This window comes from Corynebacterium sp. J010B-136 (assembly GCF_002967075.1).
Taxonomy (GTDB): Bacteria; Actinomycetota; Actinomycetes; order Mycobacteriales; family Mycobacteriaceae; genus Corynebacterium.
In genome coordinates this window covers 62491-83674 of sequence record NZ_PUGE01000003.1, presented here as the reverse complement: position 1 = coordinate 83674, position 21184 = coordinate 62491, and the positions used below count along the sequence as shown (strand labels likewise).

The following is a 21184-nucleotide window of genomic DNA, read 5'->3' as shown; positions in this document are numbered from 1 at the left end:
AGGACTCTTAGATGAGGTTCATCGCTCCCATGCTGCTCACATGATGGGTGTTGCCCACAAGCTTCCCGCCTGGGGTCTGCAGGCGGACTTTGCCACGATGTCGTCGCATCCTGCCGCGCTTGGGCTTGCCTTTTCCTCGCTTATTTTTTCTTTTCTGTGACCCGGGATTACCCGGGTCACCGTCGTCGTTGACACCGTTATGGTACTTACACAACATCGTCAGATTCGACGGTTTCGTATGCCCGCCGTGTTTATGCGCGTCGATATGGTGGACTTGGCACCTATCGGCCGGCACGTTGCAGTCCGGCCATGGACAGACCAGGTTCTCTGCCATCGCTAAGGTGCGCAGTTTGTCGGAGGCGAACCGCGTTTCATAAAGATTGACCGGCCCGGCGGTGGGATGGAAAAGCCCGACATAGAGCTTGTCACCCAAGCTGCCTTCCATCGCGGCGTTGATAAATTCTGCGCCGGTCATGGTCGTGCCGTCGGAAAGACCGATGATGACATCGTCGCCTTTACCGTACGAAACTTTCGCGAAATCATCAAGACCAATAGCAATCACAGTGCGGTATTCCGGGCGGATAAGCCCAGTGCCGTTGCCTTCGACTAAATCCCAGAAAGGCTCCAGAAGGGCTTCGGAGCGCGGTTGTTCGTCGTCTTTGATGGCGGCATCGAGAGTTTTCTCGAGGTCAGTAATGCGGCGCTGGGTATCGGTAATGCTGATGGTGCGCAGGCCGTCGATAGCCCGGCCCACGCGCACGCCGCGTTGCTTTTGTTTGTCACCGCCTTCTTCGGTAACTCGCTTCTTGCCGTGTGCATCAACTTCGTCCAATGTGCCTTCAAACGCGATAAGTTCTGCCCGCAATCTCCAGGCAGCGCCGCGGGTTTTGAGCTTCTTGGCGTGTTTGTTGACCATCTCTAAATACTCAACGCTTAACTCACGCTCTTCGGCGAGTGCAACAGCGTCGCGCTGCACCTTAGGAGAATCAGCGGGGCCAAAGAATACTGTGGCTAGACGGGTGTATTTTCGCGCAGTCTTAAGTGACATCACGCTACTGACAAGATCATGTGGGGAGCAGTCATAAACGTCGCGAAGAATACTTATGCCGCTGGTGTAGAAGCGCTCTAAAAGCTGGAAACCTTTCATAACTTCGACACTAAAAGCCGGCGCAAGGCCGCGCTAGGGCAAGTTCAAAAACCTGCCCGAATTTCACATGACACGTCACCCAAACGGCGAAGTTATCCACAGGCGCGGTCCACGCAGGGCTATTTAGCGGCGTTTGCCGAGGAATTTCTCCATGTCGCGGCGTTCTTTCTTGGTGGGACGCCCAGCGCCGGGGTCGCGGCGTGGTACCGCCGGCATGAATTCCGGCGGCGGAGGCGGTGGCGCATGGTCGGTATAGCATGTACGCGCAACGGGTGCGCCGACGCGTTTGCGAATGGTGCGCAAGATTTCCAGGTCATGCTCGTGGTGGTTCTTCCACACGCGCACACGGTCACCGGGCACGACCTGCTGGGCAGGTTTGACCGCATTGCCGTTGAGCTTTACATGCCCCGCGCGTACTGCATCGGCAGCCTCGCCGCGGGTTTTGAACATACGCACCGCCCAGACCCAGGCGTCAATGCGTACGGGCAGTCCGTCAGTATCCGCTGTTGTTTTCGTTGACAATCTTTTGAATCTTTACCCAGTTAGATACGCCGCCGACGACAGCTACGACCAAACCGATAGACATCCAGAACCAGAAGCTACCCGAGAGCACCAACGCGGCAAGCACACCGCCACCAAGACCGGCGGCAACTGAGATCACACCGTTGCGGGCGTGCTTGCGGACTTTCTGCTTCTTCAGCTCAATTGGGTTATTAGGACGGGGCTGCATTGTCATGGGATATATCCTAGTCGATTAATTGCTTTGTGCTATTTCCACCCATTGGGTGCCAGCTTCTTTGGGTTCCGCTGTGGCTTGGGTGAGCCCGGCGATGAAATCAAAAAGGGCTTCTTCCTCGCCAGGCGCGACGGCTAAAGTCATGGTGGCCTGCGCCCCGTAGTCCACGCCGAGTACCTCATAGCCGCGGTTGCGAAGCTCAGCTTCCCAGCGGCCGGCGTCGGCATGCGGCGCAGCAAGAGTGAACAGATGCCGGGTGGTGCGCAGAACGGGCTGGACCAGTTCCATCGCTTCGCTGACCACGCCACCATAAGCGTGCACCAGCCCACCGGCGCCGAGTTTCACGCCGCCAAAGTAGCGGATAACCACCGCGGCGACATCCATCAGCCCGGAGCCTTTCAGCACATCGAGCATCGGCTTGCCAGCTGTGCCAGAAGGTTCCCCATCGTCCGAAGAACGCTCGACCGGATGGGATTCATCGACGTGGTAAATATACGCCGAGCAATGATGTCGCGCATCGGGAAAGCGGTGGCGCGCGGCATCAATGAACTCGCGCGCCTCGGCATCGTTGGTCACGCGGCCAATGAGGCAAATAAAGCGCGAACGCTTGATTTCTATCTCATGCTCCACCGCGCACTCAGCGGCAGGACGTTGATATTCTGTGTGCACTAAGCCACCAGGAAGTCATACTCCGGGGTACCCGGCTTAAGCTGACGGCAGTCGATGCGGGAAGCTTCCATGCGCTCGAGCAGACCATCGATGCCGGCAGCATTGCCCAGTTCAAGACCAACCAGCGCCGCACCGGTTTCGCGGTTGTTGCGCTTGAGGTATTCAAACAGCGTGATGTCGTCATCGGGGCCGAGTATATTGACCAAGAAATCACGCAGCTGGCCAGGTTCTTGCGGGAAGTTCACCAAGAAGTAGTGCTTGAGGCCGCGATGCACCAGGGAGCGTTCCATGATTTCGGCATAGCGCAGTACGTCGTTGTTGCCGCCGGAGATGATGCACACCACGGTCGAACCAGGGCGCAGGTTGACCTTACACAGGCCGGTCACAGACAAGGCGCCAGCTGGTTCGGCGATGATGCCTTCGTTTTGGTACAGCTCCAAAAGCTCCGTCGATACGGCTCCTTCGGTCACGGTGTCCCAGTGCAGTCGGCCGCGGTTGGCATCCAAGATGGTGTACGGAACTTGGCCGATGCGCTTGACCGCTGCACCATCGACGAAGGGGTCGACAGTATCAAGGGTTACTGGTTCATCGGCTTCGAAAGCAGCGCTTAACGATGCCGCTCCCGCCGGCTCAATTCCCACGATGCTGGTGCGTGGTGCCATATCCGCCAGGTAGCTGGTGACACCGGAGAGCAATCCACCGCCGCCGACAGGCACGATGACAGTATCGAGCGAACGACCCTGCGAGGATAGTTGGGAGATGATTTCTGCGGCCACGGTGCCTTGGCCAATGACGGTGTCGCGGGCATCGAAAGGCTCGATGAATGTCGCGCCGCGGGCATCGGCGTCTGCGTGTGCGGCAGCCGCTGCCTCGTCAAAGTTCGCGCCGGTAACGACAAGTTCCACCTTGTCGCCACCGTGGACCATGATGCGATCGCGCTTTTGCTTCGGGGTTGGCCCGGGGACGAAGATTTTGCCCTTGATTCCCATGGTGCTGCAGGCATAAGCCACGCCTTGGGCATGGTTGCCTGCCGATGCTGTCACGATACCTGCGGCTTTTTCTTCCTCGCTGAGATTTGAGATCGCGAAAAAGGCGCCACGAATCTTATACGAGCGCACGCCTTGGAGGTCTTCACGCTTTAAAAACACGTCACAGCCAGTCTGTTCCGACAGCCGCGGGCAGTATTGCAGCGGCGTCGGCGCAATCTCAGAAGAAATTCGTGCTTGCGCCAGTTGAATATCGCTTGCGCGAACTGGGACGAATTTTTCTGCAGTGACCTTCTGGCTTGTACTCATGAGCTAGCATTTTAGTCCCTTAGACCCAATGATGTGAGCGTTGCCCCCTGAATAAGTGAATTCATCTGAAATTCAGCTGTTAGCCACGGACACTCAATACAAACTTTGCTCGGAAATCATCTTCGGAAGCGACTATTACACAGTTCGTTTTCAGATACTTATTAATAATTTCCAAGGAGTGTTGAATGTCCTTTTCCCGTCGCGCTATCTCCCTGTGCGCAGCCGTGACTTTAAGCTGCGGTCTCATCTCTCCTGCGGTTGCCCAGGCACAAGATTTCAACGGCATCGTGGATTCGGTTCACACGCACGCTGCTGCCGATGCTTCAGTAAAGATGGCTCCCCTCGGAAGCTATGCATCGGGACAGCTGGCGGAATCAGCAGCTGAGATTGTTGCCTTCCACGCGGGCTCGAAGCGCGTCTTGACCGTTAATGCGCTCTCGGGCGAGATTGATGTACTCGATGCTTCTAATCCGCAAAAGCCCACCAAGATTGGCTCTATCTCCGCGGGCGCGGATAAGGAAATCAACTCGGTTACCGTACGTGAAGATGGTCTGGCAGTTGCTGCGGTGCAACAAAGCAACAAGGTCCTGCAGGGCGAAGCACTCTTCTTCGATGCTGCAGCCGATGACTTGGGCGCAGCCGAACTGGGGCGCGTAACCATCGGCGCGTTGCCCGATAACGTGCACATCACCGACGATGGCGCTTATGCGCTTGTTGCCAACGAGGGTGAGCCATCAAATGAATTAGATGCTGCGGGTACCGCTTATGTCGCTGATCCTGCTGGTTCAGTCTCTGTCATTACGCTGCCGGCGCCCGGCACGGTGGAAGCAGCCACCCAGGCTGATGTGCGCACCGCCGGCTTCGAGGCCTTCGATGCCCCGGGTGCTCTGCACGAAGACATCCGCATCTTCGGCCCGGAAAATCACCACAACAAGCCTTCCTTGGACTTAGAACCTGAATATGTAGCCTCTGCTAACGGTAAGGCTTTCGTCACCCTGCAAGAAAATAATGCCATCGCGATCATCGATATCGCATCAGCCACAGTTGAAAAGGTCGTACCTGCGCACATCGCGGATCACTTGCAGGTTCCTATTGACTCTTCCAACAAGGATGACAAAGCCGAGCTGCGCACGATCCCTGTGAAGGGTTTGAGCATGCCGGATTCCATCCACGCGTTTACCTCTGACGGCAAGACCTACTTTGCCACTGCAAACGAAGGTGATGCCCGCGAGTGGGGCGTCGAAGAAAAAGACGGTGGCTCCGGCGTATACACCGATGAAGTTGAGCTTGCCGATGTCATCGATAATGGCCAGGTCTGCGAGGGCGCTCTGGGCGATGTTGATGCCGAGGCACTGGCTGATAAGAAGGTTGCCGGCAATTTGAAGCTGTCTAATGCCTCCGGCTGGAATGAAGAAATGCAGTGCTTCGATGAGCTCTACGCCTATGGCTCACGCTCATTTTCTATCTACGATGAAGCCGGCAACGTCGTCTTCGACTCGGGCTCCGACTTCGAAGAAATCACCGCATCTTTGAATCAGCCAGGAGTCTTCCACCACAACGCTGATAATGAAGACCCGGACTTCGACGATCGCTCCGATAATAAGGGCCCAGAGCCAGAAGCTTTGACCATCGGCCACATTGGTGAGCGCACCTATGCTTTCATCGGCGCTGAGCGTGTCGGCGGCATCTTTGTCTACGATGTGACCGACCCAGCGAATGCGAAGTACCAGACTTACATTAATAACCGCGATTTCACCGTGGACTTTGATGAGGATAACTACGACTCCACCAAGTTGGCTGGCGACTTAGGCCCAGAAGGCCTGGCATTCATCGATAAGCAAGACTCCCCTAATGGCGAATACCTGTTGGTCGTTGGCAATGAAGTCTCTGGCACCACCACTATCTATGAGGTGGAATCGGTGGTGGAAAAGGAGCCATCGACAAGCGGAAGCGCGAAAGGTTCTTCTCACCTTTCGCGATCTTCGCTGTCTTCGCGTTAGCTAGAAATTCATCTTTTTCTTGCCCTTGCCTACCGGTATCTTGGCCAACCTGCTAAGTTCAGGAAGGTATAAATCCTAGTTCTGCCTTCCAAGGAGAAGTCCTCTATGCGTAATTCCCGTCTTTCTGTGGCCATGGTGGCTGCCAGCTCCGTTGCTTTGGCTGCCTTGACACCAGTTGCCGCATCCGCACAAACCGGCTCGCTGTCTTCTGGTGGACACATCAGCGGCGAGGGCTACTCCCCAGAATGCCAGGCTGCCATCGAAAAGGCCAAGGAAGATCATGAGGCAGACGTTGAGGCCGGCACGGTTGGTTCTTCGTTTATGGGCCCACAGGAACTAGCCTTTGGCATCCTCAACGGCTATGGCTCTTCCGGCATGCCTACCCCGCCAGAGTGCATCGAGGAAGAAGAAGAGGCCAAGGCAGACGCGCGCTGGGAGAAGGTGCCAGATTTCGCAAAGTCCATGCGTGGCGATGACACCACCGACATGATTTTCGCTGTCATTGGCGCCATCCTCGCGGTCGGTGGCTCTTTGACCCAGGCAGCTGGGATTGTTGCAACCTTCTCCCCTGAGGCGCGCGCCCAGATCTCCGGCTTTTTGAAGAACATGGGCTTCAAGCTCTAATCGCCTGGCGTTACTTAAACGCTAAAAATCCTCCCCGCAGTTCGGTTTAACTGAACTGCGGGGAGGATTTTTGCGTATACCCGAATTTAGTACAGGCGCTTGGATGCGATTTCTGCACCCTTGACCAAAGAGTCCAGCTTTGCCCAAGCGATCTGGTGGTGCAGGCGACCGCCCAAACCACAGTCAGTCGATGCGACAACCTTGTCTGGACCAACTACTTCTGCGAAGTTGGAGATGCGGTCTGCCACGAGCTCTGGGTGCTCAACCACGTTGGTGGAGTGCGCGATAACACCTGGGTAGAGCAAAACGTTGTCTGGAAGTTCAACGTCCTTCCAGATCTTCCACTCGTGTGCGTGGCGTGGGGAGGCTGCCTCGAAGGTGTAGCCGCCGACCTCAGCGCGCAGGATTTCTTCGAGGATGTCGCCGAATGGAACGTCGGTGACGTGTGGTCCGTGCCAGGAGCCCCAGCAGATGTGCAGGCGGGTCAGTTCCTTCGGAATGTCCTTGATGGATTCGTTGAGCACGTCGATGCGCTCGCGCACAAAGCCACGGAAGTCTTCAATGGAAGGCTCTGGGTTGATCTGGTCCCACGCTTCAGCCAAGTCTGGGGCGTCGAACTGAACGGTCAGGCCAGCATCGGTGATGGCCTTGTACTCGTGCGACAGTGCCGCGCCACAAGCCTGAATAACTTCAGACTCGGTCTCGTAGTACTTATTAGCCAAACGCGCTGCAGATCCCGGGGAAAGTGCCGCAACGAAGCCGTCGGTGACGTTGTGCTTCGCCATTGCGTCCTTGAGCAGCTTGACGTCTGCTTCGACTTCCTTCTGGCCAACGTAGGTAATTGGGCCGGTGAACTCTGGGTTGCCCACCTTGGCGCGGCCGGTGAAGATGCCAGACTCTGGATCTTCGTATGCCTCGTTGAACAGCGCGCGGTCGCGGCGGTCCGAGAAAGAGGTCAAGCGTGGCTTGCCTGGTTCGGAACGAACAACTTCCTCGCTTGCCCAACGGTCAACGTCGGTCATGGTCAGCCCGCCCAAGCGGGAGAAGGAGTAGTTCCACCATGCACCGTAGTCAATCGCTCCGGAGGTGATGTGGCCGTATTCGCCTTCGTTGATGATATCGATGCCCAGCTCTACCTGGCGGGCAACGACTTCATCGACTGCCTTTTCTAGAATTTCAAAAAAGGCCTCATCTGGCACCGAACCGGATGCCCGGTTTTGGTTTGCTTCCAGCAATTCTGGGGTGCGTGGGAGTGAGCCAACATGAGTAGTGCGGATTTTTTGTGCCACGAAGTTTTCTCCTTCATAAGAAATAGACTGTGTGGTCTACCTTATCTCAGAATCCTGCACATCCATTATTTTTATTCACGTCCCCTACCCCGTTTGGCGTACGAGTAGCGAACCGCTTGGTCTAGCCTAAGATCCCTGCCCCCATGGTGGCTTTGAGATCACCCATCAAGCTCGAAGATCGCTCCACGCGCAGGTGGTCGCCTAAGACCATCATGGTAGATTCATCGCCACTAAGCAGGGTGAGATAGACGTCCGAATCGCCTTTGTTATTGACCAATACTTGCTTAAGCTTTGCGATGTTTTCCATCGTGCACTGGTCCGTACGCATGCTCAGCCGCAGCGGCAAACCAGCACCATTTCCTGGGCCTAATTCCGGGACTCGGATGTCATTGCAGAAGAAGCTGGTGCGCTCATCACGCACACGCACCTGAACCTTGGCCAGGATAATATTATCTTCCACAATCTGCGGAGCCACCAAGGAATAAACCTGGTTAAAGACCAAGATTTCTACCTGCGCACCGTGGTGATCTTCGATAGTGACAATTGCCCACGGGGAGCCGTCGCGCTTGGAGAAACGACGGTCGACAGCCGAGATAATACCGCCGATGATCATCTCTTGTCCATTGCGCATCTCGCCACCGACCACGGTGGTCAAAGCGGTATCAGTCTGTGCCGCCAGGGCATCTTCGAAGCCATCGAGCGGGTGCCCGGAGACATAAAGCCCCAGCATTTCTCGCTCGAGGGCGAGTTCGTGCTTACGGTCCCAGGACTCCTCAGGAACATCGATAGCAAAAGTCGATACGGATCCGCCTTCATCGCCGCCGAAGCTAGCGAAGAGATCGAACTGTCCCTTATCCGCTGCCTTTTTCGTCGACTGCACCGAATCCACGGCGTCTTCTTGAATCAGCATCAAGCCCTTGCGCGGATGCCCCAAAGAGTCAAAGGCACCGGCTTTAATCAATGACTCTGTTACGCGCTTGGTACACGCAATCAGCGAAATCTTATCCAGGTAGTCACTGAAGGACTTGAAAGCACCCTTTTCCCGGCGCGCCTCGATGATCGATTCCACTACTTCCGAGCCCACGTTGCGGATCGCACCCATGCCGAAGCGGATATCTTCGCCAACAGCCTCGAAGTCTTCCGCGGACTCGTTAACATCTGGCGGCAACACCTTAATGCCAAGGTGGCGACAGTCAGCCAAGTAGATAGCGGACTTGTCTTTCTTATCCGCCACCGAGGTCAAAAGCGCGGCCATGTACTCCGGCGCGAAGTAGGCCTTCAGGTATGCGGTCCAGAAGGACACCAGTCCGTAGCCTGCGGCGTGGGACTTGTTAAACGCGTAGGACGCGAAAGGCTCAATGGTGCCCCACAGCGCATCGACCGCGCCCTTGGAGTAGCCATTGGAGAACATGCCCTGGCTGAACTTCTCATATTCTTGGGCCAGTACTTCTGGTTTCTTCTTACCCATGGCTTTACGGAAGCCATCTGCTTCACCAGCGGTGTAGTTCGCGAGTTTCTGAGAAATACGCATGATCTGCTCCTGATACACGATCAGGCCGTAGGTCTCGCCGAGGATTTCTTCCAGTGCTTCTTCCAGCTCTGGGTGGATAGGCGTAATTTCCTGACGCCCATTTTTACGGTCCGCGTAGTTCCAGTGCGCGTTCACGCCCATCGGTCCTGGACGATACAGCGCCAGCGACGCCACGATATCTTTAAAGCCGGTTGGCTTCATGCGTTTTAGCAACTCCTGCATACCGCCGGAGTCCAGCTGGAACACGCCTAGGGTATCGCCGCTTGAGAGCAGTTCGTAGACCTTGGATACCTGCGGGTCATCGGCATGCAAGTCTTCAAGGTTGAGGTCAATGCCGCGGTTTTTCTTGATATTAGCCAGCGCGTCACCGATAACCGTGAGGTTGCGCAGGCCTAGAAAGTCCATCTTCAGCAGGCCAATGGCCTCACATGCTGGGTAGTCCCAGCCGGTGATATAAGCACCGTCAGCAGGGCGCTTCCACATTGGAATGTGGTCCATCAACCGGACAGAGGCCATAATCACCGCACAGGCGTGCACACCCGCTTGGCGGACAACGCCTTCGAGACCACGCGCGGTGTCATAAATCTTTTTAACATCCGGGTCGGTTTCGACCATTTGGCGCACTTCGGTGGCCTCAGAGTAGCGCTCATGTTCCGGGTCAGTAATACCGGATAGCGGAATATCTTTCGCCATAATCGCCGGCGGCAGCGCGCCGTTAATGCGGTCAGCCATCTGGAATCCAGGCTGGCCAAAGTGCACCTTCGCAGCATCCTTAATGGCCTGCTTGGTCTTGACGGTACCGAAGGTAATAACCTGCGCAATTTTGTCTTCGCCCCAGCGCTCAGCGGCGTATTGGATCATCTCACCACGGCGGCGGTCATCGAAGTCGATATCGATATCGGGTGCAGAGGGTCGCTCTGGGTTCAAAAATCGCTCGAACAGCAGGTCATGTTCAATTGGGTCAATATTGGTAATGGTCAAGGCATAAGCAACCAAAGCACCCGCTGCCGAGCCACGGCCAGGACCGACCCAAATACCGATGGAGCGGGCATGCTTAATAAGCTCGGCAACGATAAGGAAGTAGGACGGGTAGCCCTTCATATCGATAACGGAGATTTCATATTCGGCACGCTTGACGTATTCCTCAGGCACCTCTTCGCCGTTGAAGCGGTCTTTGAGTCCTTCCATCACCTCATGGGTCAACCATGAGGTTGGAGTGTGTCCCTCAGGAACATCGGCAATTGGCATGCGGTCGTGGGTGTGTTCTTCCCACAAGGCATCATAGGATTCGACGCGCTCGGCAATCCACAAGGTGTTATCGCAGCCATCTGGCACCATGTGGTCCCACAGCTCGCGCATTTGCGCAGCTGATTTGATGTAGTAGCCCGTGCCGTCGAACTTAAACCGGTCTGGGTCCATGAAGGTCTTACCGGTTTGCACACACAACATAGCCTCGTGCGCCGGTGCCTGCGATTCCAGCACGTAGTGGCAGTCATTGGTCACCAGCGGTGGCAGGTCCAGCTTGCGGCCAATTTCTAGCAGGCCGTCACGCGTGCGCTTTTCGATGTCCAGGCCATGATCCATCAACTCCAGAAAATAGTTGTCACGACCGTAAATGTCTTGCCACATCGCAGCTGCTTCGAGCGCTTCGTCGAATTGGCCCAAGCGCAGACGTGTTTGCACATCACCCGATGGACAACCGGTCGTTGCGATGATGCCATCAGCGTGTTCGGCAATCAGTTCCGCGTCCATACGCGGCCATTTACCCAACTGGCCTTCATAGGAAGCAAGAGAAGAAAGCTTAAAAAGATTAGACAGGCCCGTGGCATTTTCTGCCAGCATGGTCTGGTGCAAATAGGCACCGGAGGCGGAAACGTCATCACGCTTTTGATCCGGGGTACCCCATAGTTGACGCTTTTTATTAAAGCGCGAACCAGGTGCCATATAAGCCTCGATACCAATAATGGGTTTCACGCCGGCTTTGGTCATGCGCCGGTAGAAAGCGTCGGAGCCGAACATATTGCCGTGGTCTGTCATACCCACGGCGGGCATTTGCTGTCGGGATACCTCTTCCGCCAATAAATCAACCTTGGCCATGCCGTCGAGCATGGAAAATTCAGTGTGGTTATGAAGGTGTACAAAAGAGGAATTCTTGGCCATGATCGTCATTCTAGCTATCTGGTCAACAGGGAGGGAATCACCAGCGCGAGGCACGTTCGGTTCGAATGCGCCCGGTTATGGAGGGCTGTCGCACTCACCTTGGCGCAATCTGGATTACGCCACTAGAGTAACGTGCTAATTGCATAATACAATTCGAGACTTTGATTGATTCGGAGGCATCCATGCCATTTGCCATCGGGGCTTATTTATTGTGGGGCGTCTTTCCCGCTTTCTTCCCTTTGCTGCTCCCAGCAACCCCATTGGAAATTTTGGCGCACCGGATCATCTGGACCGCGGTATTAATCATTATCTATCTGCTCTTGACCGGCACGTGGCGAGAGCTAACACGGTTAAGTCGTCGCACGTGGATGTGGCTCAGCGCTGCCTCGGTGGCCATTACCGTTAACTGGGGTACTTATGTTTTAGCGGTCAACTCCGGACACGTGGCCGATGCAGCATTGGGATACTTCATCAACCCGCTAGTCTCTGTGGCACTCGGCGTGCTCGTGTTGAAAGAACAACTGCGCAAGCTGCAGATTTCGGCAGTCGGCGTGGCTGCCATCGCTGTACTATGGCTGACCTTGATGACCGGCGAGGGTCCATGGATTTCGTTGCTTCTGGCGGGCTCTTTTGGCATCTACGGTCTTTTGAAAAAGCAGGTGCAGGTATCATCCGCTGGCTCCGTTGCTGCCGAAACCCTAGTGATGTCCCCCGTTGCACTTATCTACATCGGTTACTTAAGCGCTAATGGCCAGTCCACGTTCTTATCTGAAGGACCAAGCCACACGGCCCTGCTCATCCTATCGGGCCTGGTTACGGCACTGCCGCTGATTCTATTTGCCCAGGGCGCAAAGCTCTTGTCGCTGTCTACCGTGGGCATGCTGCAGTACATGACGCCAACGATGCAGCTGCTGTGGGCTGTATTTGTCACCCAAGAACACATGTCTTCTGAACGCTGGATTGGTTTTGTCATCATCTGGTTCGCAGTCGCACTGTACATGGTTGACATGGTGCGCATGCGGCGAAAGTCCCGGCGCGTGCAACTGCCCCCTAGCGAAGAAAAATAGATTCTATTTCCGCCAGGCGCGTTTGGCTTTTTCTTCCTCCTCGTTCAATGCCCAGCCGGGCATCAAAAAGCCCAGGGCTAGGCAGACGATAAAGCCCAAGCCAAGGAGAACGCGGCCTTCCGCTGGTTGATTGCCAAAGAGGAAAAAGCCTAGGCACACGAAGATGCCGACGATATCCATGACATAGGCAAAGCGGTAATTCGCGGGCCAAGTGGAAAAGGCCTTCAGCTGGCGCAGGTTTTTCGGCCACGGCATTAATTATCACCTGTTTCCATAAGCGGGCGGATGGCGAAGCCTCCCCAGGCGGCATCAGAAGGCGCAGCCTCGACGGCAAAGACGTCGGCGCCCTGTGCGATTTCTGACAACGCTTTGGCGTCGTCGTAGATAATCACGGAGTTGAGCTTCTCATCGCCGACCTCACGGTCAAAGACATCCGCGCGACTTTCGCCTTCGATGGGCTCAGGAATTTCGATCGGCACGAAATCTTGCTGCGTAATCAGCGCACTAGCGCGTTGCGCACCATCGACGGCAGCGGCCGCAGTTGCGGCATCGACAGCTGGGTTGAAAGTGACCAAAGCATAGGTCTCTTTGCGCGCGTCTTCGAGCGTTTGTGCTGCACGTTGTTGATACTCCTGCGCGGATTCTTCAGGATCGGGTCCTAATTGATCGCCTTGCAGGCTCTGGGTGGGCCCCGGCCCGCACGCACCAGCAAGAAAGACCACGAGCAACAGGATGAAAGCCAAGATACCCAGTGCCGCGATGCGACGCCGGCGATAAATATACGCAGGATGGCGAAGCCTTGGGTGTCGTCGCGCCTGGTGCTCCGACACCGGACGCTGAGGTACCTTATCCACGAAGAACATCCAAGGCGTTTTGCAAGTCGTCTGGGTAGTTGGTTTCGATCTCGATCCAGCGACCGGTGCCAGGGTGTACAAACCCGAGCTTGACCGCATGTAACCATTGACGAATCAGCCCGAGGCGCTTGGAAAGGTTCGGGTCAGAGCCATACATAGGATCACCGCAGCAAGGATGGCCAATGGCCGACATGTGCACGCGGATTTGGTGGGTGCGGCCGGTCTCTAGGTGGACATCGAGAAGCGATGCTTCGCGAAATGCCTCGATCAGACTGTAGTGAGTAATCGCGTGCTTGCCTTCGTCGGTCACGGCGAATTTCCAGCCTGATGATGGATGGCGGCCGATGGGGGCATCGATAGTACCTTCAATGGGATCGGGCAAACCTTGCACCAGCGCGTGATACGTCTTGTGTACGGTGCGTTCCTTAAACGCTGCCTTCAATGCTGAATAGGCACGTTCGGAGGAAGCCACCACCATAACCCCAGACGTACCAACGTCTAGGCGGTGCACAATGCCTTTGCGCTCTGGCGGGCCGGAGGTAGAAAGCCTAAAACCTGCCGCTGCCAAACCACCGATGACCGTGGGTCCTTCCCAACCCACGGAAGGATGCGCTGCCACACCAACGGGCTTGTTGACCGCGATGATGTCATCGTCGGAATAGACCACGTCCATTCCTTCAACCAGCTCTTCTTTGGGAACCAGCGGTGCTGCGGGCTCAGGCAGAGTAACTTCCACCCACTGCCCGGCGCTTAAACGATCTGACTTCGATACCGTATTGCCATTGACTAGCACGGCACCTTCAACGCATAAATCTGCGGTGATGGTGCGCGATAGCCCCAACATTTTGGACAAGGCTGCATCCACACGCAGTCCGTCATTGCCTTCAGGAACTGGCAGGGTCCGCACTTCCCTGTTCATGTTTCGCCCTCCTTTCCTCAGTCAACATGGCAACAATAAATACAACCACACCTACCGTAATCGAGGCGTCAGCAATATTGAATACGGCGAAGTTTCCCACCGAAATATAATCCACGACGTGACCGAACCAAAAGCCTGGTTCGCGCAACAATCGGTCAATCAAATTGCCCAACGCGCCACCCGCCAGCATAGCTAAACCCACTGCTTCCCAGCGGTCTTTCATCCGCGGTGCGGCAATCGCGACACCGACGACAAAGCCCAGCTGGATGGTGGTAAATAACCAGGTGGATCCTTCCCCACCCATGGAAAAGGCTGCGCCGGGATTAAACAGCAGATAGAACCGGAACCAATCACCAATAACCGCGACGGCTTCCCCGGGATTGAGCCAACTGAGCATCAGCTGTTTAACGGCTTGGTCTATTGCTGCAATGACAATCACAATCACTGCCATCATCTTTACATTTGAGCGCACCTAAACCATTGTAGAGGCAGCCATCCGGTAGGTTTGAATGCATGCGTGTGAAAGCCTCCATTCTTGCCCTGGCACTAGTACTTACGGGCTGTAGTTATGAGCCACCAGGACCTGCAGTAGAGCAAGCAGTCGCAGCTCCCGTTGACGCCGCGCGCGTGACGGTCAAAGACGCCGGCAGCGGTGAAAAGCGAGTGCTGTCCTATGAGGATATTGATTCTGAGCAACATGCTCACTTCGAGTTGACTGAGGGTTTTTCTCAGGATGTTGTGGAAAAGAGCGTCGCCGAGAATTTTGAATCCGGCTCCCCTGAAGAAGCCACCACTGCTTTTGACCTGCGCGCGGAAGTTTCGGAAGCCACTGATGATCCGGAGCAAACCCCTGCTACGCGCAATGCTTTTATGACTTTGACGTCGCCGACTTATAGCGGCACCGATGCGCTGAATGTGGAATCCGGCGAGGGCTTCCAATTTGGGTGGCGCGCAGATGATGCCGGCCAGGTCTCTTCCCTGCGCTTGGCTGCCCCGCAGTCAGCTAACGATGATGCCCGTTCCATCCTGGAACAAGCCATCGTGGAGCTCACCTCCATGCCGATAGTTTTCCCAGAAGAAGAAGTTGGTGAGGGTGCCGTGTGGACACTGGATTCGCGTACTTCCGGTGAATCTACTTTGCTGCAGACCACCACCTACACCTTGGACAAGCTCACCGATACCGGTGCTGAGCTCTCAGTGGATATTAGTCAGCGCCCTGCTTTGGGTGCCTTGGCGATGGAAGACGGCGGTGAACTGGAAGTACTCGATTCCACCACGCGCTCTTCTGGCAATTTGAGCATTGATTTTTCTCAGCCCCTGCCTATCCGCGGCGACATTGATATTGCCACGCGGGTTACCTACGGCACGGAAGAATCAGACATCCGCGTATTGCAATCAACCAATACGCGGATGCAGTTCAGCCCAGCAGCTCAAGAGTCTTAAAGGTACCCACGAGTCCTAGACTTCTTAAGGACATAGAAAGCGAATGCCCTTCGGATTACACAATCTCGAAGGGCATTCGCTATATTGGCAGCCTAGCTGCGAAGGGCTGGTTGCCCGCTAGGCCAGTAAATTCCGAAAGACCGAAGTCTTCAGGCTTGTATCAGTAAAATCCGAAAGGTCGAAGACCTACAGGATTTTACTGGGTGACTTCGTTGGCGCCCGTGTCGACGGTGCCGTCAGTACACATTTCTGGAACCTGATCTGGGGTTACGGTATTTGAGATCAAGGTGCAAGCCCATGACTGGGACAGCTTCCAGGTGCCTTCTTCGAAGACGAACTCAACGTTTTCTGCCGTTTGTGAAGGCTCTTCTGGAACGGTGAAGTTAACCGTTGCCAAGACGGAGTCTGGAGAGTAGCCAGGGATAACTGGGTCTACGACCTCAAAGTTAGCGCCGGATTCTGCCTTGGAGGCAGCCATGGTCTCAAACAGCTCTGGGGCAGTTTCGCCGCCCTGGACGGTCTTTACCTTGTCTTCTTCCGAAGCTGCGGAGTCCGTTGCGGTGGCCAAGATGGAGTTGAGGTCGGTGGCCGTTGGCAGTTCAGAAGACGCCGGAGCATCTGAGGATTCTTCGGCTTGGGTTTCTGGTGCTACGCTTTCGGCGGAGTCTGCCGAATCAGATTCGGCATCAGACGAGCACGCAACCAGAGCGGTAGCAGCGGTGGCGGCTAGGAAGCCGGCGGTCAGTTTACGTAAAATCAACTAATCTCCTTCAACGGTTTTATTCTTTGTCAATCCTACCGGCCAGCTTGGTTGATAAAAGAACCCACGTTGTAATTCACAGGGTTTCTTCAAACTTTTAACCAATGACTTTACGCCAATGCTTTAAGCTTGCTCTATGTCCAAAATTATTGCAGTAGTAGCAACCGGCGGCACCATTGCCTGCACCACCGATGCCAACGGGGCTTTAGTGCCCACCGTTTCCGCAGCTGAGCTAGTAGAAGCAGCACGTGTGATATCTACGCCATCCGACATGGAGATCTCACCTGCTGATTCGGTGCGTCTGGATTCTTCGTCTTTATCGTTGACGGATCTAGATGATCTGCTGCAGCGTGTGCACGCTTTGCTTGCCGATGATTCCATCGCCGGGGTTGTTATTACCCACGGCACCGATTCCATGGAAGATACTGCGATGGCTTTGGAGCTTTTCCACACTGGTGAAAAGCCCGTGGTGATTACCGGCGCGCAGCGCTCTTTTGATCACCCAGAATCCGATGGACCACAAAACCTGGCGGATGCTATTTCTTATGCAGCGAACGGTGCGCCGGGGGTGAGCATTCGATTTGGCGGGCTGACTATTCCTGCGCGCGGGGCTTTCAAAGCACATACTTCCGCGTTGGAGGCGTTTCAAGCTACCTCGCAGAAAATCCGCACGCGCCCTACTCTCCCACTGACTCCGCTAGCGGGTCAGGATGTTGTCATCATTTCCGCATGGCCCGGCGCGCCGCGCTTGCCTGTCGATGCCGCCGTTGCCTCCGGTGTCAACGGCATCGTTGTGGAGGGTTTGGGCTCAGGAAATATGGGCTCGGCGATGGGCGAAGGTGTCAAGGATGCCCTGGATGCCGGTATCCCCGTGCTGATTACCACGCGCGTTCCTGAAGGTTCGGTGACTTTGGCTTATGGCGGCGATGGCGGCGGGGCCACGCTTGCGCAGGCGGGTGCTTTGGGCACCGGTACTTTGCGCGCGGGGCAGGCTCGCATGGTCTTGCTTGCGGCATTGGCAACGGGCACCGATGTAGCTTCCCTACTCTAGTTCTTCTAGCTCCTCTAAGTCCCAGGCTAAAGAGTCCACGGGGTCGGCGGGTTGGAGCTTCTCATCGTCGGCTGCGAAAGACTTGAAGGGTCCAGGTCCGGTGGCGCGGGTTTCAAAGCGCACGCTGACAAAGCCGTGGCCGGTGCCTTGGATCCAGCCGTGTCCAAAGTCGGGGTGAAAGACATCTTGAGTGGCGTGCCAGGTGCGTTTGGTGGCTGTGGTGTCTTCTTCGAAGGTGGTCTCAGTACTGATGACGGCTTGGTCAAGTTCGGGGAAAAGCACGTCTTGGCGCTCAGATTCTAGTCCCGAAAACCCGACGCCGACTAGGCGGATGGGGCCTAGTTCTGCTGGGTAGCGGGCAAGTGACTGCATGGCCTTGCGCAAGGTCGCAATATCGTCGGTGGCATAGCCAAGTGTTAAAGATCTGGTCTCACTGTGAAAATCTGCCATGCGCATTTTGACTGTGACGGTGCGCGCCCCGCGGCCGTCTTTTAGTAAGCGGCGGTGCGCACCGGTCAGAGCGCGTTCTAAAGCGCCATCGACTTCGTCTTTGGTGGTCAGATCTTGCGGGTAGGTGTGCTCGGCGGAGACCGATTTGGATTCAGCGCGCGGGGCTACTGGGCGGTCATCGACCCCGCGAGCCATCATCCACAAGGACGGCCCGATGGTGGTACCCAAAGTGATTTCTACTTCGCGCTGGCTAAGGCGTGCAAGATCTCCAATGGTGTTCACGCCAATGGAATGCAGCTTGGTGGCGGTCACCGGCCCCACGCCCCAGAGTTCCTCCACGTCCAAGGGGTGCAGCATTTCTTCTTGTTTTTCGGCGGGGATCACAAAGGCACCGTCGGGTTTGGCTTGGCCCGAGCCAATCTTGGCAAATTGCTTGCCGGAACCGGCACCGATGGACGCGGGCAAACCGGTTTGTTCGCGGATTTCGGCACGGATTTGATGCGCCCAGGCCTCGACTTCCTCGGCGCTGGCACCAACTAGTTCGGCTGGTTCCATGTATCCCTCATCGATGCTGAGCTGTTCAATGAGTTCGACGCGTTCTTGCAAGTAATGAAAGACGCGTTGCGATGCCAGCCGGTAGACCTCAAAGCGCGGGCGCACCACAACTGCTTTGGCACCGATGAGTTGTTGGGCGCGGTACATCGGCATTGCCGAGCGCGCACCGTATTTGCGGGCCTCATAAGATGCACCGGCGACCACGCCGCGCCCCGACATACCGCCGACCAAGACTGGTCGGCCCATTAAAGTTGGCCGGGTTAATTGCTCACAGGATGCGAAAAATGCATCCATATCAATGTGCAGAACCCAACGTTGCATACTCTCAAGTCTAGAAGCTCGCGGTCAAATCCCGAAGTTTCTGATAGCGGGCAACAGTTTCCGGGTTAGCTTCGCCACTATGTGTTGTCGTGCCCGCCAGATCCCACTGCGGTGGTGCATCTTCACCAGATAATGCCCACGCTGCTTGGCGTGCCGCACCCAAGGCGACATATTCGCCTGGCGCAGGCAAGATGACATCGACACCGAAGATACTCGGGGCAAGCTGTTGCATTGCTCTACTGCGTGCGGCGCCACCGGTTAATAACACGCGCTTAGCCTTATGCCCCATGGCTTTTTCCACGGCCTCGATGGCATCGAGCATAGAACACAGCAGGCCTTCGACGACTCCGCGTGCAAAATCCTCACGGGTGGTATCGGTGCGCAAGCCGGTGAGTAACCCGCTGGCATGTGGGCGGTTGGGCGTGCGCTCGCCGTCGAAATACGGCAAGAGCGTTACTGAAGAATTACCCGCCAGCGCCATCTCAGAGAGTCCATGGTGGTCTACACCTAAGAGGTTGGCTGCAAAATCGAGCACCTTGGCGCCATTTAAGGTGCATGCCAGCGGCAAGTAAGCACCGGTTGCATCAGCAAATCCGGTGACCAAACCGTTTTCATCATGCACGCTTTCTTTACTCCAGGCGCTCGCCACACCAGAAGTACCGACGGACACGCACACATCGCCGGGCTGCAATTCTAAGCCCAGAGCGGCAGCCATATTATCGCCAGTACCCGCGGCAATCGCAGCGCCTGAAGAAGTACGTCCCACAATCTCATTGGGCTCTGCAATGCGTGGGAGCTTAACGCTATGGCCTAAGAATTGCTCAGCTAATTCGGGTAAGAAGCGGCGCTCGCGCGTGGAGTAATAGCCAGTGCCAGAAGCATCACCATGGTCGGTGGTAAATTCTTGGCCCCCACCTAAGTGCCAGGTGAGATAATCATGCGGCAGCACGACCTGGGAGACCCGCTTCGCATTATCCGGTTCATTATCACGCAACCAGCGCAACTTGGTGCCGGTAAAAGAAGCCACCAGCACAGAACCTGTCAGATCGACAGTCTTTTTGGGGCCACCTAATTCATCGACAAGCGCTGCAGCAGCATCAGCCGAGGATACGTCATTCCACAACATGGCATCGCGCACGGTGTGATTGTCTTTATCTAGCGCCACCATGCCGTGCTGCTGTCCAGCAACGGCGACAGCATCAGCTTTCTCAAGCAGGCCATCGGTGGCCTTTTCCAAGGCCGCAATCCATTCTGCAGGATCTACTTGCGTCCCGCCTGGCTGGCTAGCACGAGCTTGGTCTACGATTTCGCCTGAAGCAGCATCAACCAATACCGCTTTGCACGACTGCGTGGAAGAGTCAATGCCAAGAACATAAGTCATTGTGAATTCTCGCTCTATTTCTATTTCTGGCTACTTCAATACCGAAGGTGGCTGCAGCGTCGGGGTGGGCCGGGATGTATCAACAAGGTGAATGGTAGCGCCCGTGTTCTTTAAAAGTGCGCGCTGGTCCGCATCTAAGTTGTTATCAATGATGATGTCATCAAATTCGCTCAAGCGCGCCACAAAATGCATGCCAACATTATCGAATTTCGAAGAATCAGACACCAAAATCTTGCGCGTACCTAGACGCACAAAAGCAGATTTGGTAATCGCCGCATCTTCATCCGGATGATAAATTCCAGCCGCATTAATACAGGTGGTCGACACAATCGACACCGTCGCATTGAGCCTTTCTACCGCCGAGCACGTCGCCTGGCCCAGAAAAGACCCCGTCTCATGGCAAAACCTTCCGCCCGCACCAGTTAACAACACCTGCGGGGCGTGCGCTGATACCTGCTGCATCACCCGCAAAGAATGGGTAATAATCCCCATCGGGCGTGCTTCTAGGACATCTGGGACGCAGTATTCAACCGTGGTGGAATCATCTAAAGCCACGATATCGCCAGCATTAATAAGCGCTGGTACATGCGCAGCGAGTGCCTTTTTCACCGCGATATTAGTTTCACGGCGGGTCACCACATTGGTTTCGGCAAACTCTGGCTCGACAAACTCCGCACCACCGCGCACCCGCTCAATCAGGCCTTCGTCGGCTAAAGCATCTAAATCGCGGTGGATAGTCATAATGCTGACGCCTAAGCGTTGCGCCAGGTCATCTACCCGCGCATGCCCGTGTTCACGCACGGTATTTACTATCTCCGCGCGCCGGGATTCTACGGGGCTAGACATGGATGCACCTTTACTTTCATCACTACTTCTGTGAATTTTAACATCAATTACGTTATTTATAACATTATTTTGTTAAATCCGTGTTA

20 protein-coding genes are annotated in these 21184 nt (G+C 55.6%); 5 read left to right on the top strand and 15 right to left on the bottom strand.

The window, feature by feature from the left end:
- Positions 1-7: 7 nt before the first annotated feature.
- From C5Y44_RS06120 to ilvA, 5 genes are all read right to left on the bottom strand, one after another.
- On the bottom strand, positions 8-1147 hold the full coding sequence (locus C5Y44_RS06120) for an HNH endonuclease signature motif containing protein (protein ID WP_105324147.1): 1140 nt from the start codon (positions 1145-1147) through the stop codon (positions 8-10).
- A gap of 123 nt (positions 1148-1270) precedes the next feature.
- Positions 1271-1669 carry an RNA-binding S4 domain-containing protein gene (locus C5Y44_RS06115; RefSeq protein ID WP_075722693.1) on the bottom strand — a complete coding sequence of 133 codons (399 nt, stop codon included), beginning with the start codon at positions 1667-1669 and terminating at the stop codon, positions 1271-1273.
- A complete protein-coding gene (locus C5Y44_RS06110) occupies positions 1641-1883 on the bottom strand; it encodes a hypothetical protein (RefSeq protein ID WP_066793206.1) in 243 nt (80 codons plus the stop codon). Before C5Y44_RS06110 ends, C5Y44_RS06115 begins: the two co-directional genes overlap by 29 nt.
- An 18-nt stretch (positions 1884-1901) precedes the next feature.
- Positions 1902-2552 carry a YigZ family protein gene (locus tag C5Y44_RS06105; protein ID WP_105324146.1) on the bottom strand — a complete coding sequence of 217 codons (651 nt, stop codon included), beginning with the start codon at positions 2550-2552 and terminating at the stop codon, positions 1902-1904.
- Positions 2552-3847: a threonine ammonia-lyase IlvA gene (gene ilvA / locus C5Y44_RS06100; protein ID WP_105324145.1), complete on the bottom strand. Its 1296-nt coding sequence runs from the start codon at positions 3845-3847 to the stop codon at positions 2552-2554. Before ilvA ends, C5Y44_RS06105 begins: the two co-directional genes overlap by 1 nt.
- A gap of 185 nt (positions 3848-4032) precedes the next feature.
- Here ilvA and C5Y44_RS06095 point away from each other — a divergent pair, with 185 nt between their 5' ends.
- Both C5Y44_RS06095 and C5Y44_RS06090 read left to right on the top strand, forming a co-directional pair.
- Positions 4033-5847 (top strand): choice-of-anchor I family protein, encoded by a 1815-nt coding sequence (locus tag C5Y44_RS06095; RefSeq protein WP_105324144.1) that lies wholly within the window; start codon positions 4033-4035, stop codon positions 5845-5847.
- 105 nt (positions 5848-5952) lie between these two features.
- The gene (locus C5Y44_RS06090; protein WP_105324143.1) at positions 5953-6471 is read left to right on the top strand and encodes a hypothetical protein; all 519 of its coding nucleotides are present in this window, start codon (positions 5953-5955) and stop codon (positions 6469-6471) included.
- 86 nt (positions 6472-6557) lie between these two features.
- Here the strand turns inward: C5Y44_RS06090 and C5Y44_RS06085 are convergent, their stop codons facing one another.
- Positions 6558-7760, bottom strand: a complete 1203-nt coding sequence (locus tag C5Y44_RS06085; RefSeq protein ID WP_066793196.1) for a cobalamin-independent methionine synthase II family protein — start codon at positions 7758-7760, stop codon at positions 6558-6560.
- Positions 7761-7881: 121 nt separating this feature from the next.
- Positions 7882-11451 (bottom strand): DNA polymerase III subunit alpha, encoded by a 3570-nt coding sequence (gene dnaE / locus C5Y44_RS06080; RefSeq protein WP_105324142.1) that lies wholly within the window; start codon positions 11449-11451, stop codon positions 7882-7884.
- A gap of 182 nt (positions 11452-11633) precedes the next feature.
- Here dnaE and rarD point away from each other — a divergent pair, with 182 nt between their 5' ends.
- Complete coding sequence (gene rarD / locus C5Y44_RS06075; RefSeq protein ID WP_105324141.1) at positions 11634-12518, top strand: EamA family transporter RarD; 885 nt, start codon at positions 11634-11636, stop codon at positions 12516-12518.
- Positions 12519-12521: 3 nt separating this feature from the next.
- On the opposite strand, the gene C5Y44_RS06070 is transcribed toward rarD, so the two are convergent.
- Genes C5Y44_RS06070 through lspA form a run of 4 tightly spaced genes read right to left on the bottom strand, consistent with a single transcriptional unit; the run spans position 12522 to position 14745 of the window.
- Positions 12522-12773 carry a hypothetical protein gene (locus C5Y44_RS06070; protein ID WP_105324140.1) on the bottom strand — a complete coding sequence of 84 codons (252 nt, stop codon included), beginning with the start codon at positions 12771-12773 and terminating at the stop codon, positions 12522-12524.
- Positions 12773-13372, bottom strand: a complete 600-nt coding sequence (locus C5Y44_RS06065) for a hypothetical protein (RefSeq protein WP_199185995.1) — start codon at positions 13370-13372, stop codon at positions 12773-12775. The genes C5Y44_RS06070 and C5Y44_RS06065 overlap by 1 nt, the downstream gene beginning before the upstream one ends.
- Positions 13365-14291, bottom strand: a complete 927-nt coding sequence (locus tag C5Y44_RS06060; RefSeq protein ID WP_105324139.1) for an RluA family pseudouridine synthase — start codon at positions 14289-14291, stop codon at positions 13365-13367. The genes C5Y44_RS06065 and C5Y44_RS06060 overlap by 8 nt, the downstream gene beginning before the upstream one ends.
- Positions 14257-14745, bottom strand: coding sequence for a signal peptidase II (lspA, locus tag C5Y44_RS06055; RefSeq protein ID WP_199186004.1), 489 nt, complete (start codon positions 14743-14745; stop codon positions 14257-14259). Before lspA ends, C5Y44_RS06060 begins: the two co-directional genes overlap by 35 nt.
- A 59-nt stretch (positions 14746-14804) precedes the next feature.
- Here lspA and C5Y44_RS06050 point away from each other — a divergent pair, with 59 nt between their 5' ends.
- Positions 14805-15734: a hypothetical protein gene (locus C5Y44_RS06050; protein WP_105324138.1), complete on the top strand. Its 930-nt coding sequence runs from the start codon at positions 14805-14807 to the stop codon at positions 15732-15734.
- 196 nt (positions 15735-15930) lie between these two features.
- Here the strand turns inward: C5Y44_RS06050 and C5Y44_RS06045 are convergent, their stop codons facing one another.
- Positions 15931-16494 (bottom strand): hypothetical protein, encoded by a 564-nt coding sequence (locus C5Y44_RS06045; protein WP_105324137.1) that lies wholly within the window; start codon positions 16492-16494, stop codon positions 15931-15933.
- A gap of 136 nt (positions 16495-16630) precedes the next feature.
- Between C5Y44_RS06045 and C5Y44_RS06040 the strand changes: the two genes are divergently transcribed.
- Positions 16631-17545, top strand: a complete 915-nt coding sequence (locus C5Y44_RS06040; protein WP_105324136.1) for an asparaginase — start codon at positions 16631-16633, stop codon at positions 17543-17545.
- On the opposite strand, the gene C5Y44_RS06035 is transcribed toward C5Y44_RS06040, so the two are convergent.
- From C5Y44_RS06035 to C5Y44_RS06025, 3 genes are read right to left on the bottom strand one after another with little or no spacing between them, the layout of a single operon-like run.
- Positions 17537-18871 carry a DNA polymerase IV gene (locus tag C5Y44_RS06035; protein ID WP_105324135.1) on the bottom strand — a complete coding sequence of 445 codons (1335 nt, stop codon included), beginning with the start codon at positions 18869-18871 and terminating at the stop codon, positions 17537-17539. The genes C5Y44_RS06040 and C5Y44_RS06035 overlap by 9 nt on opposite strands.
- A gap of 10 nt (positions 18872-18881) precedes the next feature.
- Positions 18882-20252: a xylulokinase gene (gene xylB / locus C5Y44_RS06030; protein WP_105324134.1), complete on the bottom strand. Its 1371-nt coding sequence runs from the start codon at positions 20250-20252 to the stop codon at positions 18882-18884.
- 30 nt (positions 20253-20282) lie between these two features.
- Entirely contained in the window at positions 20283-21098 is an 816-nt protein-coding gene (locus C5Y44_RS06025) for a DeoR/GlpR family DNA-binding transcription regulator (RefSeq protein WP_105324133.1), read from the bottom strand.
- Positions 21099-21184: the final 86 nt, after the last annotated feature.

What these genes read in the sequence shown, in the direction of transcription:
- dnaE (WP_105324142.1), bottom strand. Translation starts at nt 11,451, where the DNA reads ATGGCCAAGAATTCCTCTTTTGTACACCTTCATAACCACACTGAATTT.
- C5Y44_RS06050 (WP_105324138.1), top strand. Translation starts at nt 14,805, where the DNA reads ATGCGTGTGAAAGCCTCCATTCTTGCCCTGGCACTAGTACTTACGGGC.
- C5Y44_RS06035 (WP_105324135.1), bottom strand. Translation starts at nt 18,871, where the DNA reads ATGCAACGTTGGGTTCTGCACATTGATATGGATGCATTTTTCGCATCC.
- lspA (WP_199186004.1), bottom strand. Translation starts at nt 14,745, where the DNA reads ATGATGGCAGTGATTGTGATTGTCATTGCAGCAATAGACCAAGCCGTT.
- rarD (WP_105324141.1), top strand. Translation starts at nt 11,634, where the DNA reads ATGCCATTTGCCATCGGGGCTTATTTATTGTGGGGCGTCTTTCCCGCT.
- C5Y44_RS06060 (WP_105324139.1), bottom strand. Translation starts at nt 14,291, where the DNA reads ATGAACAGGGAAGTGCGGACCCTGCCAGTTCCTGAAGGCAATGACGGA.
- ilvA (WP_105324145.1), bottom strand. Translation starts at nt 3,847, where the DNA reads ATGAGTACAAGCCAGAAGGTCACTGCAGAAAAATTCGTCCCAGTTCGC.
- C5Y44_RS06120 (WP_105324147.1), bottom strand. Translation starts at nt 1,147, where the DNA reads ATGAAAGGTTTCCAGCTTTTAGAGCGCTTCTACACCAGCGGCATAAGT.
- C5Y44_RS06025 (WP_105324133.1), bottom strand. Translation starts at nt 21,098, where the DNA reads ATGTCTAGCCCCGTAGAATCCCGGCGCGCGGAGATAGTAAATACCGTG.
- C5Y44_RS06040 (WP_105324136.1), top strand. Translation starts at nt 16,631, where the DNA reads ATGTCCAAAATTATTGCAGTAGTAGCAACCGGCGGCACCATTGCCTGC.
- C5Y44_RS06095 (WP_105324144.1), top strand. Translation starts at nt 4,033, where the DNA reads ATGTCCTTTTCCCGTCGCGCTATCTCCCTGTGCGCAGCCGTGACTTTA.
- C5Y44_RS06090 (WP_105324143.1), top strand. Translation starts at nt 5,953, where the DNA reads ATGCGTAATTCCCGTCTTTCTGTGGCCATGGTGGCTGCCAGCTCCGTT.
- xylB (WP_105324134.1), bottom strand. Translation starts at nt 20,252, where the DNA reads ATGACTTATGTTCTTGGCATTGACTCTTCCACGCAGTCGTGCAAAGCG.
- C5Y44_RS06110 (WP_066793206.1), bottom strand. Translation starts at nt 1,883, where the DNA reads ATGACAATGCAGCCCCGTCCTAATAACCCAATTGAGCTGAAGAAGCAG.
- C5Y44_RS06070 (WP_105324140.1), bottom strand. Translation starts at nt 12,773, where the DNA reads ATGCCGTGGCCGAAAAACCTGCGCCAGCTGAAGGCCTTTTCCACTTGG.